Annotated in this window: 16 protein-coding genes and 2 tRNA genes; 9 read left to right on the top strand and 9 right to left on the bottom strand. The window is 44.1% G+C overall.

Annotated elements, in window-relative coordinates:
• Positions 1 to 25: 25 nt before the first annotated feature.
• The 7 genes from AACZ11_RS12370 to AACZ11_RS12400 all read right to left on the bottom strand — a co-directional run bounded on the left by AACZ11_RS12370 (position 26) and on the right by AACZ11_RS12400 (position 6071).
• Entirely contained in the window at positions 26 to 862 is an 837-nt protein-coding gene (locus tag AACZ11_RS12370; RefSeq protein WP_290627142.1) for a universal stress protein, read from the bottom strand.
• Positions 863 to 872: 10 nt separating this feature from the next.
• The gene (locus AACZ11_RS12375) at positions 873 to 1172 is read right to left on the bottom strand and encodes an HPF/RaiA family ribosome-associated protein (protein ID WP_290627144.1); all 300 of its coding nucleotides are present in this window, start codon (positions 1170 to 1172) and stop codon (positions 873 to 875) included.
• 199 nt (positions 1173 to 1371) lie between these two features.
• Positions 1372 to 2787, bottom strand: a complete 1416-nt coding sequence (locus AACZ11_RS12380) for an MBL fold metallo-hydrolase (RefSeq protein ID WP_290627146.1) — start codon at positions 2785 to 2787, stop codon at positions 1372 to 1374.
• Positions 2788 to 2863: 76 nt separating this feature from the next.
• Entirely contained in the window at positions 2864 to 3664 is an 801-nt protein-coding gene (locus AACZ11_RS12385) for a sulfite exporter TauE/SafE family protein (RefSeq protein ID WP_290627148.1), read from the bottom strand.
• A 74-nt stretch (positions 3665 to 3738) separates the two neighbouring features.
• Positions 3739 to 4371, bottom strand: coding sequence for a Crp/Fnr family transcriptional regulator (locus AACZ11_RS12390; RefSeq protein ID WP_290627150.1), 633 nt, complete (start codon positions 4369 to 4371; stop codon positions 3739 to 3741).
• Positions 4368 to 5477: a DUF6544 family protein gene (locus AACZ11_RS12395; protein WP_290627152.1), complete on the bottom strand. Its 1110-nt coding sequence runs from the start codon at positions 5475 to 5477 to the stop codon at positions 4368 to 4370. The genes AACZ11_RS12390 and AACZ11_RS12395 overlap by 4 nt, the downstream gene beginning before the upstream one ends.
• A gap of 9 nt (positions 5478 to 5486) precedes the next feature.
• The gene (locus tag AACZ11_RS12400) at positions 5487 to 6071 is read right to left on the bottom strand and encodes an outer membrane beta-barrel protein (RefSeq protein ID WP_339832648.1); all 585 of its coding nucleotides are present in this window, start codon (positions 6069 to 6071) and stop codon (positions 5487 to 5489) included.
• 225 nt (positions 6072 to 6296) lie between these two features.
• On the opposite strand from AACZ11_RS12400, the gene AACZ11_RS12405 reads away from it, so the two are divergent.
• Positions 6297 to 6956 (top strand): peroxiredoxin, encoded by a 660-nt coding sequence (locus tag AACZ11_RS12405; protein ID WP_290627156.1) that lies wholly within the window; start codon positions 6297 to 6299, stop codon positions 6954 to 6956.
• A 222-nt stretch (positions 6957 to 7178) separates the two neighbouring features.
• On the opposite strand, the gene AACZ11_RS12410 is transcribed toward AACZ11_RS12405, so the two are convergent.
• Positions 7179 to 7253 (bottom strand) — tRNA-Pro (locus tag AACZ11_RS12410).
• A 49-nt stretch (positions 7254 to 7302) separates the two neighbouring features.
• A tRNA-Pro gene (locus AACZ11_RS12415) sits at positions 7303 to 7377 on the bottom strand.
• 598 nt (positions 7378 to 7975) lie between these two features.
• Here AACZ11_RS12415 and AACZ11_RS12420 point away from each other — a divergent pair.
• The 8 genes from AACZ11_RS12420 (at position 7976) to AACZ11_RS12455 (ending at position 15535) form a co-directional block, all read left to right on the top strand.
• On the top strand, positions 7976 to 9094 hold the full coding sequence (locus AACZ11_RS12420; RefSeq protein ID WP_290627158.1) for a PQQ-dependent sugar dehydrogenase: 1119 nt from the start codon (positions 7976 to 7978) through the stop codon (positions 9092 to 9094).
• 2 nt (positions 9095 to 9096) lie between these two features.
• Entirely contained in the window at positions 9097 to 9549 is a 453-nt protein-coding gene (locus AACZ11_RS12425) for a cytochrome c (protein ID WP_290627160.1), read from the top strand.
• A gap of 61 nt (positions 9550 to 9610) precedes the next feature.
• On the top strand, positions 9611 to 10219 hold the full coding sequence (gene udk, locus AACZ11_RS12430; protein WP_290627162.1) for a uridine kinase: 609 nt from the start codon (positions 9611 to 9613) through the stop codon (positions 10217 to 10219).
• Position 10220: 1 nt separating this feature from the next.
• Positions 10221 to 10559, top strand: a complete 339-nt coding sequence (locus AACZ11_RS12435; RefSeq protein ID WP_290627164.1) for a septum formation initiator family protein — start codon at positions 10221 to 10223, stop codon at positions 10557 to 10559.
• Positions 10552 to 11928 (top strand): methylmalonyl-CoA mutase subunit beta, encoded by a 1377-nt coding sequence (locus tag AACZ11_RS12440; protein ID WP_290627166.1) that lies wholly within the window; start codon positions 10552 to 10554, stop codon positions 11926 to 11928. Before AACZ11_RS12435 ends, AACZ11_RS12440 begins: the two co-directional genes overlap by 8 nt.
• Positions 11921 to 14050: a methylmalonyl-CoA mutase gene (scpA, locus tag AACZ11_RS12445; RefSeq protein ID WP_290627168.1), complete on the top strand. Its 2130-nt coding sequence runs from the start codon at positions 11921 to 11923 to the stop codon at positions 14048 to 14050. Before AACZ11_RS12440 ends, scpA begins: the two co-directional genes overlap by 8 nt.
• Positions 14050 to 14604, top strand: coding sequence for a GNAT family N-acetyltransferase (locus tag AACZ11_RS12450; RefSeq protein ID WP_290627170.1), 555 nt, complete (start codon positions 14050 to 14052; stop codon positions 14602 to 14604). Before scpA ends, AACZ11_RS12450 begins: the two co-directional genes overlap by 1 nt.
• A 49-nt stretch (positions 14605 to 14653) precedes the next feature.
• The gene (locus AACZ11_RS12455) at positions 14654 to 15535 is read left to right on the top strand and encodes an SDR family oxidoreductase (RefSeq protein WP_290627172.1); all 882 of its coding nucleotides are present in this window, start codon (positions 14654 to 14656) and stop codon (positions 15533 to 15535) included.
• Positions 15536 to 15709 lie beyond the last annotated feature (174 nt).

The raw sequence follows: 15709 nt of genomic DNA on the forward strand, positions 1-15709 counted from the left end.
ATAAAACATAGTTAGTTGGTTGAAACTAGATCCTAAAGGTAAGTACAGGAATATCCGAATGATTTGCCAGGTCCTCGCCTACACTTCCGAAGAAGAAATGCGCCAATCCTTTTCTACCATGTGTCGCTAGTGCGATCGCATCGGCGTTTATTTTATTACTGTAGCTGAAAACACCGTCTTCCACCGAATAGTCTGCGACATAGACAACATTGTCAAGAGCATCTAAATTGCCAAGATCGGCTTGGTACAGAAATTCTCTTACTTTTTCTTCGATCTCCGACGTGCTTCTGAAACGTTCGTTTGGCAGATTGACATGCAGTAAATACACATTAGTATCAAATCCTTTAAAGAGCTTCATGGCTTTTTGATAGGCGCGGATGCTTTCCTTTTCAAAATCACAAGCGAATACCACATTCTCCAACAAGAATTGTTTAGGGTTGCCTTTAATAACGAGTACCGGAATTTCAGAAGTTCGTACCACTTTCTCGGTATTAGAACCAACAAACACCTCTGTGAGCCCACTAGTGCCATGAGAACCCATCACAATGAGATCGGCTCCGTGCTCCTTTGCGACATCGTTGATCTCGTTGAAATTTTTATAATTATAGACCGTGTCTGTTACGTTAACATTGGTAAGATAGTCTTTGTCCAAGAACTCCTCAAATCGTTTTTGTGCCAATTTCAAATAGTACATGGCCTCATAGACCTCCTTAGATTCGTTCTTATTGATGACCGCTTCCGAAAGCCCCATCATGTGCAATGCGATGATCTCGGCGTTTTGAGATTTGGCAATGGAAGCGGCAGCTTCAAGTGCATATTCTGAATATTCTGAAAAATCGACTGGAACTAAAATTTTTTTCATGCGTTTGAGTTTAGTGAGCCGTAAAAGTGGCCTTGCGTTTCTTTAATTGTTTTTGTAGGTCGGATATGGTATTCTTCACCGCCAGTTCATAATTCTTCTCGGTAGAACCGGCAAAAAGTCTGGGACCCGGAGCACTTAATTCTATCTCACAGCTATGCACGGTTCCCGAAGCAGTATCAGCCACTTTAAAATAGACTTCGGCATTGATTACCCATGGAAATTTAGCCGCAAGTTTCTCGAGCTTTTTGGTAGCATAATTGGACATGGTTTCGCTGGTAGGGATCTTAACAAATTGGATTCGAATGGTCATACTAGACATGTTTACTTTATACACCATAAAAGTATTTCAGAAAAGAGGAATATAAAATGATAAATATCATACGATTGCTATGGCACGAACTCAATTTGAATTCCTGTATAAAAAAACAGCCCGGCGAGAGCCGGGCTGTTTCTAACAATCAATCAACCAAAACGATCCTGACAGGCCTCACCCTGACCGGATGTAATCATTACAGTAAGGTCGTTGGACATACGTACTCCGATTTGGGCACATCGGTTTTTGAAATTTCCTGAAATCCTCCAATAACGTCCTTGACATTGTCCCAACCCCGTTGTTTTAAGATGGAGGCAGCGATCATGCTTCGGTAACCTCCGGCACAGTGTAACAACATGGGTTTGTCTTTGGGAAATTGCGATAGATTTTCGTTTATCCTATTCAGCGGGATATTAACCGCACCAATAACATGCTCGGCATCGAACTCACTCTTTTTCCGAACATCGAAAATGAGCGAACGGTTAGAGCGGTATTCCGCTTCAAAGGTTTCCGGAGAGATTCTTTCAATAGTATCTACTTCTTTCCCGCTTTTTTTCCAACTCTCAAACCCTCCTTTTAAATAACCAATTGTGTGGTCGTACCCTACTCTGGATAATCGCTGCAACGCTTCTTTTTCGGTTCCCGGATCGGCGATGAGCAGTATCTCTTGCTTTACATCCGGAATCATCTCGCCCACCCACATGGCGAAGTTTCCATTGAGACCAATATTCACAGAATTAGGGATGAATCCTTTGGCAAAATCTTCGGGTTTACGGGTATCCAGCATTAAGACAGCAGACCCGTTTGCGGCTGCTTCAAAAGCCTCAGGGGTCAACGGTGTTTTGGCACGTTCTATCACCGTATCTAAGGATTCGTATCCCTTGATGTTCATTAAAACGTTTTGCGGAAAATAACCGGGAGGGGTGGTAAGCCCTGTAAGTAGTTCCTTTATAAACTCTTCTTTCGTCATATCGGGACGCAGCGCATAATTCACTTTTTTCTGATGCCCCAGGGTATCGGTCGTTTCTTTACTCATCATTTTACCACAGGCCGAACCTGCACCATGGTTGGGGTATACAATGAGTGCATCATCAAGGGGCATGATCTTGTTCCGTAGGGAGTCGTACAGATGTCCCGCCAACTTCTCTTCAGTAAGCTCGGAGACAACATGCTGTGCAAGGTCCGGGCGACCCACATCGCCAATAAATAAAGTGTCGCCTGTAATGATGCCGTGTTCTTTTCCGGTCTCATCGATAAGTAAATAGGTTGTGCTTTCCATGGTATGGCCGGGAGTATGGATCGCTTTCACACGGTAGTCTCCCACTTCAAAGATCTGCCCGTCTTCGGCGATAAATGCATCGTATCCGGGTTTTGCAGTAGGCCCAAAAACAATCGTAGCATTGGTCTTTTTCTTCAAATCCAAATGACCGCTAACAAAGTCGGCGTGGAAGTGTGTTTCAAATACATATTTTATCCTGGCATGATCCCGTTTCGCACGATCGATATAGGGTTGCACTTCGCGTAAGGGGTCGAATATCGCTGCTTCACCGTTACTTTCTAAATAATAGGCTGCATGCGCTAAGCATCCTGTATATATTTGTTCGATTTTCATAGTAATAAACTTTTAATGGATACCACAAAGATAGTAGCATCTATTGTAAACCACAGTAACTTTTGTTACACGAAGTTTACAGGAAGGCTTCTTTAAGAATGATGTATAATGCCATTGCTAAGACAAACCACCCAAATCCCTTTTTAAGTTTTTTTCCGTCGATAAAGTTGTTCAACCAAATTCCCACAAAGATTCCCGCAATGGATAAGCCGGAAAAACTAAGTAAAAAGGTCCAATTAATATCTAAGTTCTCAATATCGCCGATAAAACCGATAAGTGATTTGATGGCAATGATCAATAAAGAAGTGGCGACCGCCTTTTTCATGGGTAATTTTGCGAGCAACACCAAGGCGGGTATGATAAGGAATCCGCCGCCTGCACCCACCACGCCGGTGAGCAGCCCCACCCCTAGACCTTCAATTATGATCAAGGGATAGTTGAACTGTACTGTAGCGGGTTCGGCGCCTTCTTTTCCATTGGATCGTATCATGGAGATCGCTGCCAGTAACATGATAATAGCAAAAAAGACCATGATGCCCACATTTTTTGTGATCACATGATTACTTATTGTAAACAGTGTTTCAGGAATGGCCGGCACGATGTATTTTCGAGTGATATACACCGCAATAAAGGCAGGTATGGAAAATACAATGGCGGTTTTAAAATCGACGAGCCCTTTCTTCATATTTTGAAAAGCGCCCACCAAAGCAGAAAGTCCAACCACAAATAATGAATAGGCTGTAGCCGTTACCGGATTGATGTAAAGCAAATACACAAAGATAGGCACTGTGAGTATGGAGCCGCCGCCGCCAATAAGACCCAAAATGACTCCAATAAACAATGCCCCTATGTATCCTAAAATTTCGGTTATATCCACTTTTTAATCGTCTCTATCTTTGGCAAAAGTAGATGGCAAGATACTATAAAGAAGTAACTATTGTTACAGAGATGTTATAAAGAATTTACTTTTATGCTATTTCTATTGAGTTCGATCTCGCCTAAATTCTCGAGTTTTTTCAACAAGCGGGAGACCACTACCCTAGAGGTATGCAGTTCGTAGGCGATTTCTTGGTGTGTTGTGTGCAGCGTATCCTCTCGAGTTACCTTTACTTTATTCCGAAGGTATTTCAGCAAACGTTCATCCATATTAAAGAACGCAATACTATCTATAGTGTCCAGAAGTTCATTGAAACGATGGTGGTAACTTTCGAATACAAAATTTCTCCAGGATCTATATTTTCCGGTCCATTCTTCCATCTTCTGGACCGGGATCATGATCAATTGCGTATCCAATTCGGCGATAGCACGAATCTCACTTTTGGTTTGCCCCATACAACAGGTCATGGTCATGGCGCAGGTGTCGCCTTTTTCCAAGAAATAGAGCAAAAGTTCATCCCCATCATTATCCTCTCGCAGCACTTTAATCGCTCCCGATAGTAACAATGGCATGGAACGAACGTATTCGCCAATCTCTATAATTTTATGACCTTCGGGTACTTCCTTCAAGACGCCTACATCGGCAATCTCTTCCAGTAGTTCGCTCTCGAATAATGTCCCGTAATTTTCTTTTAATGCTTCGGTCATACGCTCTCGTATTCATGTGTTGTATTATAGTCCACTTCTAGGATCTCCAATTTCAACCAAGTAAAATCTCCCGTTTCCAGTTTCCACATGGCGATACACTTATTGGGAATATTCCGCCCTTTAAATTCCTTATAGGAATCGATGGTAATGATCCATTTTTCTTTTTTGGAATCCTCCGTACCTCCGTAATACCTGTCTGCTTCAAATGTAAGAAGTTTTCCTTCTTCGGAAAAAACAAATAGTCCCGAAACCTCTTTGTCGCCTAACCGAAGCGTAGCCTTTGCCGACCGTGAATCAACTTCTTCCCAACGCACGAATTTGCTTACTGCAAACGATGGATACCAGCACATTTCTCCCAAGAAACGCTGCATTGCCCCCAAATCGATCTTCTCATGAGGCCCTTCTTCCACAACGCGATATAATCCTTCAATACTAATTCGCATTTCACTTTCACTTCGATAAAGTTTATCCCGTCCAAGTAACGTTACCGGTTTAACCATTTGTACGCGTGTAGTCCATACAAATCCGGGATTTACAAGATTGACATACTGATTTGCCGAAAAAGGCATCCAAGAGCCATCGACCGTAGTTTTCATCTCACCGCGCTGCTTGAGTCGGACGGTGTGCGTGATAGGTTTTCCCAAGACTGCCGAATGTGCTAACCATTTTTGTACGCTCACTGGAAGTTCTTGGATCTTTTCGGCTTCAAGGATCGCTCCGGCTTCCACCTTGGTTTCTTCGAATAGGGTTACTACTTCGTTATGGACGTTTTTTGCAAAAAGCATATTGGCTAATGCAGCCGTTGCAAGAACAAACACCAGAATATTTACCGGCGTTCCCCATTTGGCGTCACTCCAATGTAACACAATGAGAACCTGAGACAACAGCACTGCTAGGAGCGCTACGACAGACCAATAATCCTGTTGAAAGATAAGGAGTAAAGCCGCAAGTAGAAAAAGCAAGCATGCCAAGGCCCAAAGCACTCCTGAAGTTGTTGTGACCGAAGCTTGAAACTGATCGATCGTAGCCAGTTTAAATGCTTTTACGAAGCCGATGGCATGGATCAAACCATGTAATGCAAGGAGAAGGACAAATACTGCTTTCATATGCTCGGTCTAGAATGTAGCAGCAATACCAATGCCGAAGCCTATATAGCGTAATGAGCTTTCAACGGGAATATTGGCTATGGTGTAATCCCTGGACAAACTACGATAGCGCAGTTCCGGTCGAAGAAACCAATGCTCCATGAATTCGTACGACATACCTCCTCCTACTTGCCAGCCAAGACCGTGGTCGCTATCTAATACGGTTCCATCTTGATTGTTCTCGAATTCAAAATGATTATAGACCCCTCCAGCATTCACAAAAAATGAAATAGGAGGCGTTCCACGGGGAATGGTCAATTCGAATCCAAAAGTATACCCTGTTTCTTCAAGGTCAATTTTTGGATCTCCAAATGACTGCTCTTCTAATTTAAATTGGTTCCATCCCCAACCACCATATGCCGATAGATGCGGCATGATGTAGTAAGAGACTTTTACTTCAAATCCGAAACCCGTGTTAAGTTCCGCATCATTGATGTCTTCCATAGGAAAGTTGATTCCGGGACGAAATTCGGCCGACCATCGGTTCTGTGATACGGCAATACTGCTGCCTAAAAGCAACAAAGTGAAGCATAGTGTAAACCCTAAGTGTTTCATGGTGAATGTAGTTTAAAGTTAGTACAATGTAGTTCAATGCACTTTCTGCTACCATGATAATGCTCAGTTTTCAGAAAAAACATGACATGATTTAAATCATAGGTAGCATTAGAAAGGTTCTGTAGTTTTATAAGACGTGTACTGTCCTATGTAACATAAGTTGCTGTCATTTATGAAAAGGCACCCTACTTTAGCAATACATACAAATCATTATATATAGAAATTATGGAACTACAAGAAAATGAAATAAGCATTATGCCGCGCATTGGGGATGATGCTCCGGATTTTGATGCAATGACGACGCACGGGAAGTTGAACTTTTCGGAATTTGCAGATGGGAAATGGGTGGTGTTGTTTTCACATCCAGCCGATTTCACACCTGTTTGTACCACCGAACTCAGCGGATTTGCCCAAAGGAAAGATGAATTTGAAGCACTCAATACAAAGTTAATAGGGTTAAGCATCGACAGCATCCATTCACATCTGGCTTGGGTAAACAACGTGAAGGAAAAAACCAATGTCTATCTGGATTTTCCTATTATAGCTGATATTGACATGAAAGTGGCAAAGCTTTACGGTATGTTACAGCCCAATGAGAGTGAAACTGCGGCCGTACGAGCAGTATTCTTTATTGATCCTTATATGAAGATCCGCTTGATCATGTACTATCCTTTGAATGTAGGACGTAACATGGACGAGATCTTGCGCGTATTGGATGCCTTGCAAGTTTCTGATAAAAATAAAGTAGCACTACCTCTTAATTGGAAACGAGGCGATAAGGTGATTGTACCCCCTCCCAAGACCTTGGAAGAAATGGAGGAGCGGATTGCCGATTCTGCTCATGAAAAAATTGACTTCTATCTTGTAAAAAAGGAATTAGTGTAGTTAGCCGCAAACTAATAATACAGAAAAAGTGATCTAACACAGATCACTTTTTTGATTGTAAGGATGATAGGATTTAAAGAATCCTTTTACATCGCTAATGTTGCAAATTGATGCCTGATGCTATCGCCTTCAGGTCATTTTTATTTATTGCCTTCACTTAAACTTCGTTTGGCGCCGCACTAAAAAAAATGCCTAAGGACTATGTCCTCAGGCATCTCTTTGTCGGGATGACAGGATTTGAACCTGCGACCACACGGCCCCCAGCCGTGTACGCTAACCGGACTGCGCCACATCCCGCTACTGAATTGCACAAATAAATGGTTTAAAACCCTATCGGGTTTTTTAGTCGGGGTGGCAGGATTCGAACCTGCGACCTCCTGCTCCCAAAGCAGGCGCGATAACCGGGCTACGCTACACCCCGAAATTTGAAGTGCAAAAATAATTAAATTAAGTCGTTCGCCAAGTAAGAACCGCTTTATTTTATTGGATAATGTAAAATACAATGAAGGACGCTAAGGACTTTCTTGCAATCGTAGGTTAAAATGAATCGATCTTTGATCCAATGTATTGATAAGCATCTATAAGGCAATCCATGCTTTTGCCTACGTTAAGCATAAGATAACGCGCTATGAATCTACTATTACATAGGGATTTTAGTAAGATATAACATGGATTAAGTACGCTATGACAACGCTATAAGTACGCTATAAGTACGCTATAGGTACGCTATAGGTAGTCTATAGGTAGGCTATAGGTATATTATAAATTTAGTATTACGATACTTTGACTATAATAAACCATCATTGCGGCATTAGAATGACCTATACACCGTATATTATCACACACTAACCGCATCCAATCGACTTATTTCTTCGTATATAAAATGTCAGAGACCCTGCACCGAAGTTCTCATTATTCATGCAGGCAGACACCATCCCCCGCAAAAGCCCCGATATATATTGTATCGGGGTTTTTCATTTGTAGTCCATTTTTAGTATCTTTTCATTCAATAAAACGCTATGAAAAAGATCATATATTACACCTTACTACTTCCATTGGTGGTTGCTTGTGCACAACCCAAAAAGAAGAACGATGTGGCCCTTACCACAGAAGCTAGAACCTATTCCATCGAAACCGTAGTGGAAGGCCTTTCGAACCCCTGGGGATTGACATGGCTCCCGGATGGCAGTATGCTGATTACTGAAAAAAGCGGCGAGCTCATCCATTACAAAGAGGGTCAAAAAATACCTGTCACCAATGTTCCCGAAGTCTACAATCGGGGTCAAGGCGGGCTTTTGGATATTGAACTGCATCCCAACTACACCAATAACGGTTGGATCTATATCACGTATGCTTCTTCCGAAGGGGAAGGCGAAGGCGGCAATACAGTATTGATTAGATGTAAATTGGAGAATAATGCATTAACTGCTATTGAACCCTTATATAAAGCGACCCCCAATTCAACACGGGGGCAGCATTTTGGGTCCCGTATTGAATTTGATGATCAGGGTTATGTATACTTTTCTATAGGAGATCGGGGCGATCGAGATACGAATCCGCAGGATATTACACGCGATGGCGGAAAGATCTATCGCCTCCATGATGACGGTCGTATCCCCGAAGATAATCCGTTTGCAGACCAACCTGATGCAAAAAAAGCCATTTATACCTACGGAAATCGCAATCCGCAGGGCATGGACAAACATCCAGAGACCGGAGCTATCTGGATACATGAACACGGCCCCAAAGGCGGTGATGAGATCAATATTGTAGAAAAAGGAGCCAACTACGGTTGGCCGGTAGTTTCGTATGGCGTAAACTACAGTGGCACCAAATTTACCGATGAAACCTCACGACCGGGTATGGTACAACCCATCTACTATTGGGTGCCTTCCATCGCTCCCTGCGGCATGACCTTCGTGACAGGGGATCGGTATCCGGATTGGAAAGGACATTTACTGGTCGGCTCCCTGAAATTCAATTACGTAGAGCTGTTACGGTTGCAAGGCGATAAGGTGATAGATCGTGAGAAGATCGCAGAGGACGTGGGACGGGTAAGAAATGTAAAGCAAGGACCGGATGGTTATATTTATATCGCTATTGAAGGGAAGGGTATCGTTAAAATAATTCCAAACTAAACATGAACAATCTACTTGCATTTGGCATTCTAATAGCGGCTTTGGGAGCCTGTAATTCTTCAGAAAAAAAGAAAACCGCACCTACTTTGCAATCCCGTACTACAACCTTACAAGAACAGGACCCTTTACAAAAGAGCATAGACCGGGGTGCCGCGGTGTACTCAGATTTCTGTATGCAGTGCCATATGGCCGATGGTAAAGGAATCCCGGGTAACTTTCCACCTTTGGCAAATTCCAATTGGCTTAGTGAGAAACGAACCGAAAGCATTCATGCCGTAAAATACGGACAACAGGGAGAGATTACCGTAAACGGCGTGGTGTATAACGGCGTCATGGCTCCCATGGGCCTTAGTGACCAAGAAGTGGCAGATGTACTAAACTATGTGATGAACGCTTGGGGTAACAATCAAACCAAACCGGTCACGAAAGAAGAAGTTGCCGCTGTAGCAAAATAAAGAAAAAACGGACTCCTTCTAAAAGACCAATTCTCATTACCTTTGTCAAAACTAAAATTCTATGCTCATTATTGGCATCGCCGGAGGAACAGGTAGTGGTAAAACGACGGTCGTTCAACAGATCATCCAAGAACTGCCCGCAGATGAGGTATGCGTCATCTCACAGGATTCCTACTACAAAGATACCAGTCACCTCTCTTATGAAGAACGGGTAAAGATCAATTTCGATCATCCGCAGGCGATCGATTTCAACTTACTGGTGCAGCATCTAGAGGAACTTAGAGCAGGAAGATCGTTTGAACAACCGGTCTATTCGTTCGTGGAGCACAACCGTACAGACGAAACAGTGACCACCTATCCCAAAAAAGTGATCATCGTGGAAGGGATCCTCATCCTAACCCATCCGGAGATCAGGGAGATGTTCGACATTAAGGTCTATGTACATGCCGATAGCGACGAGCGTCTTATTAGACGTTTAAAAAGGGATATTGCCGAAAGAGGGCGCGATCTCACCGAAGTGCTTACACGCTACCAAACAACGCTGAAGCCCATGCATCAGCAATTCATAGAACCCACAAAGGAGTTTGCAGATATTATTATCCCGACCAATCGATACAATACGGTTGCAGTCGAACTCATTAGAACCATCATTCATCAAAAACTAGCGTAGTATGGTAAAGTTTTCAGAAATAAAGAATAAAAGATGGGTAAAGATACTGGGCAGTACCTACATACTTATCCTCTTGTTCTTTGTGGTCTGGATGCTGTTTTTTGACACCAATTCCTTTCTTATCCACAAGGAACTGAACGACGATATCGATGCCCTGGAAGAGAACAAGGAATTCTATCAAAATGAAATTAAGTCCGATAAAGCATTTATAGAGAAGATGCAGGACAGCAACGAGATTGAAAAATATGGGCGTGAAACGTATTATTTGAAGAAAGAGAACGAAGATATATTCCTTATTGAACACGAGGACAGTATCCAAGAAAAGAAAAAGAATGAGTAATTTTTTATTTGACGAATTTGATCCTGTTTCTGCCAAGCAGTGGAAACAAAAGATCCAGTATGAATTAAAGGGAGCCGATTATAATGAAGCGCTGGTATGGAACAGTCCGGAGGGGATCGATGTAAAACCATTTTACCATGGTGATGACTTCCCCAAAGGATGTAGCGCCATTCCGGGGACACCCCGGGCGTGGACTATAGGGCAGTCCGTTTTTATAGATGATGAGAAGATCGCCAATACCATTGCACTGGATGCGGTTAACAGAGGTGCGGAAGTTATCTGTTTTACGGCCGAGAAAGAATTTGACATTCCGGCGGTCTTTTCTGAATTTCCTTTCGATACCACCCCTATCTACTTTGAATGGCATTTCCTTTCGGAAGCTTTTCTTTTGCTTCTGAAAGAGTACTTAACCGCCAACAAGGCTAAGGTATATTATAATGTAGATCTTATCGGGAATCTGGCCCGTACCGGAAACTGGTATCATAATCTGAAGCAGGACCATACCATCCTCGACAACTTCCTTCAGCAAGAACCTTCGGAAAACGTTGTAAGTGTCGACAGCCGACTCTACCAAAACGCAGGGGCCACCACGGTTCAGCAATTGGCATACGCTTTGGCACATGCGAATGAATACCTCAATCATTTGTCAGATTCAGATACCATCGCTTCTAATACCTCCATTACGTTTCACGTGGCGGTGGGTTCTAATTACTTTTTTGAGATCGCAAAAATTAGGGCGTTACGCAAACTTTATGGTGCATTAGCTTCAGAATATGGCCTTTCAGAAGTGTGTCATATCACCGCAACCCCTTCCAAACGTAACAAGACGCTCTACGACTATAACGTGAACATGCTCCGTACGACCACCGAATGTATGAGCGCGGTCTTAGGTAGTGCAGATATGGTCCTTAACAGGGCCTACGACGCCCTCTATCACAAAAGCAATGAGTTTGGCGAACGCATCGCTCGCAATCAGTTACTCATCTTAAAAGCCGAAAGTTATTTCGATGCCGTGAGCAATCCGGCAGACGGGGCGTACTATCTGGAGTCACTTACCATGGAAATGGCTGAAAAAGCGCTTGATGTGTTTAAAACTATTGAATCCGGAGGTGGATTCCTCACACAACTTAAAGAGGGAACCCTACAACGTAAGATCAAGGAAAGCGCCGCAAAAGAACAGGCTTTGTTCGACAGCGGAGCCTTGAAATTGGTAGGTACCAATGTCCAACAACATCCCGATGACCGTATGAAGGAAAGCCTGGAGCTTTTCCCTTTTGTGAAGACCAACCCGCGCAAGACCCTATTAGCGCCTATTATTGAAAGGCGGTTGGCAGAAAAAGTAGAACAGGAACGATTGAGCCATGAGTAGAAAGAACATACAACACATCCGTTTAAAACTGTCAGCATTCGACGCTTCGAATGCTAAAACCTTTACAACCGCCGAAGACATAGCGCTTAAGAACAAATACACTCCAAAGGATATTGAGCCTTTGGAACATTTGGACTTTGTTGCCGGTATCGCCCCGAATCTCCGGGGCCCGTACGCAACCATGTATGTACGTCGCCCCTGGACCATCCGACAATACGCCGGTTTTTCGACAGCTGAAGAAAGTAATGCCTTTTACCGAAGAAATTTGGCGGGTGGACAAAAAGGCTTGTCGGTGGCTTTCGACCTGGCAACACACAGAGGGTACGACAGCGACCATCCGCGTGTGGTTGGTGATGTAGGAAAAGCAGGGGTTGCCATTGACAGTGTGGAGGATATGAAAATTCTTTTCGATGAGATCCCACTGGATAAAATGAGTGTGTCCATGACCATGAACGGTGCCGTTCTCCCTATCATGGCTTTCTATATCGTGGCTGCTCAAGAGCAGGGCGTTGCTCCTGAAGCCTTGGCGGGTACCATCCAAAATGATATCCTAAAGGAGTTCATGGTGCGAAATACATACATCTACCCTCCTACACCGTCGATGAAAATTGTGAGTGATATTTTTGAATATACCTCCCAAAAAATGCCAAAGTTCAATTCCATTTCCATCTCAGGATACCATATGCAGGAAGCAGGTGCTACCTGCGACATTGAACTTGCGTACACCCTTGCCGACGGCTTGGAATATATTCGTACCGGACTCAAGGCAGGAATGGATATTGATAGCTTTGCGCCGCGACTCTCCTTCTTTTGGGCGATTGGAATGAATCATTTTATGGAGATCGCCAAGATGCGCGCAGCACGGATGTTATGGGCCAAATTAGTGAAACCGTTTGAACCTAAAAATGACAAATCGCTGGCGCTGCGAACCCATTGCCAAACCAGCGGATGGAGTTTGACCGAACAAGACCCGTTCAACAACGTAGCACGAACCTGTATAGAAGCAGCAGCAGCAGCCTTTGGAGGAACGCAGTCCTTGCACACCAATGCTTTGGATGAGGCCATCGCTCTCCCCACCGATTTCTCGGCACGTATTGCGAGAAACACGCAACTGTATCTTCAGGAAGAAACCATGATCACGAAGACGGTTGATCCGTGGGCCGGAAGTTATTATGTCGAATCGCTCACAAACGATATTGCTGAAAAGGCATGGGCATTGATACAGGAAGTAGAAGAATTAGGCGGAATGACCAAGGCCATAGAAGCCGGTATTCCAAAGCTGCGCATCGAAGAAGCCGCAGCTCGCAAGCAAGCCCGTATTGACAGTGGTCAGGATGTGATCGTTGGCGTTAACAAATACCGCTTAGAAAAAGAAGATCCGCTACAAATACTCGATGTGGACAACCAGAAGGTTCGACTGTCGCAAATGGAGCGATTAGAGTCCATAAAAGCGAAGCGTGATGCAAACTCGGTAGCCGCTGCCTTATCAAAATTAACCCAATGTGCCAAAACAGGTGAAGGAAATTTACTAGCTTTAGCCGTAGAAGCAGCGCAAGTACGCGCGACTTTGGGAGAAATAAGTGATGCGCTTGAAGCCGAATTTGGCCGGTACAAAGCACAGATAAAATCGTTTAGTGGCGTGTATAGAAAAGAGATCAAAAAAGACCCTTCCTTTGAAAAGGCGAGAGCCATGGCCGATGCCTTTGCGGAGGCTGAAGGGCGTCGTCCCCGTATCATGATCGCAAAAATGGGTCAGGATGGTCATGACCGAGGGGCCAAAGTAGTAGCTACCGGTTATGCCGACGTTGGCTTCGATGTAGATATAGGGCCCTTGTTTCAAACCCCTGCCGAAGCTGCCAAACAAGCGGTAGAGAATGACGTTCACATTTTAGGGATCTCCTCCCTTGCCGCAGGACATAAAACCCTAGTGCCGCAAGTAATAGAAGCATTAAAAGACTACGGTCGTGATGATATCATGGTGATCGTTGGGGGTGTGATCCCGGCGCAAGACTATCAGTTCCTGTTCGATGCCGGAGCCGTTGCCGTCTATGGTCCCGGTACCAAGATAAGTGTGGCCGCTATCGAAATGCTTCAAATATTAATGGATTCTGAAGGCGATTGATGGAGTACCTTCTTCGATCACAACGATTAGGACTTCGGAATTGGGAACAGACCGACCTTGCCCCTTTTGCTGAAATGGGTCGTGATCCTGAGGTGATGCGATACCTTCCGAAGCTATTGTCCGAAAAAGAATCGGAAGCGTTTATAGAACGGATGCAGCAGCATTTCCTTACATACGGCTATTGTTATTTTGCAGTAGATCATTTAGAGACCAAAGAATTTATTGGATTTACCGGCCTGATGCAACAGCCTTGGGAAAGCAAATTTACGCCGGCCGTGGATATGGGCTGGCGCTTAAAACGATCGGCTTGGGGAAAAGGGTTCGCTTCGGAAGCAGCGCTGGTATGTCTTGAGGCAGCCCATACGGCGTTTCAGTTAAATGAAGTATACGCTTTTGCCGCACAGGGCAATAGCGCTTCAGAAAAAGTCATGCAAAAGATAGGAATGACGTATGTAGGTAATTTTGAGCACCCAAAACTCGCCAATGACGACAGGTTTGAGTATTGTATAGCCTACCGGAAACGATTTTCAGAAATAAGAGCTGTGCGCGCATAATAGTTGTGGCAGAATACCTTATTTTTACAACACACTTAAACGACAGCAAATGAATTACTCCAAAAAAATGTTACGTGACGATGCCTTAAAAGGAAAAACTATAGTGGTTACCGGAGGTGGCAGCGGATTGGGAAAATCGATGACCACCTACTTTCTTGAATTGGGTGCCAATGTTGTGATCACTTCGCGGAATATCGAAAAGCTAGAGACGGTGAAATCGGAACTCGAAGTCCAGACCGGCGGAAAAGTGCTTCCGGTACAGTGCGACGTCCGTAATTATGAAGAAGTCGAAGCCATGGTGAACGCTTCGGTAGCAGCATTCGGGAAAGTGGATGTACTGCTCAACAACGCTGCAGGGAATTTCATTTCCCCCACCGAGCGCTTATCGGCCAACGCCTTTGATACCATCATTGACATCGTATTGAAAGGAACTAAGAACTGTACCCTTGCGTTTGGGAAACATTGGATCGAAAAAGAAGAAACTAATAAAGTAGTACTCAATATTGTGACTACCTACGCCTGGACCGGTTCTGCGTATGTAGTGCCCAGTGCCACCGCAAAGGCCGGTGTACTGGCCCTTACACGTTCGCTGGCTGTAGAATGGGCCAAATACGGCATGCGATTCAATGCCATCGCACCGGGCCCCTTCCCTACCAAAGGCGCCTGGGACCGACTGTTACCGGGAGATCTGAAAGAGAAGTTCGATCTGGCAAAAAAGGTGCCCTTGAAACGTGTGGGTGACCACCAGGAATTGGCAAATTTGGCGGCCTATCTCGTCTCCGACTTTTCGGCCTATCTCAACGGAGAAGTTGTCACGATCGATGGGGGTGAATGGTTAAAAGGCGCCGGACAAATGAATCTGCTGGAAGAAGTCCCCCCCGAAATGTGGGACATGCTCGAAGCCATGATACGATCCAAGAAGAATAAATAGCACCGCCCGTGGTGGCAAAAACTAAAAAAGGATAATTTGCAGCGCAACCATTTTTAGGCTTTTGGCGTTACAAAAATACCTTGCCATGATACGTTCCAAGAAGAATTAATAGCAAAGCTCGTGGTGGCAAAAACTAAAAAAGGATAATTTGCAGCGCAACCATTTTTAGGCTTT

The sequence above is a fragment of the uncultured Altibacter sp. genome, assembly GCF_963972995.1.
Lineage (GTDB): Bacteria > Bacteroidota > Bacteroidia > Flavobacteriales > Flavobacteriaceae > Altibacter.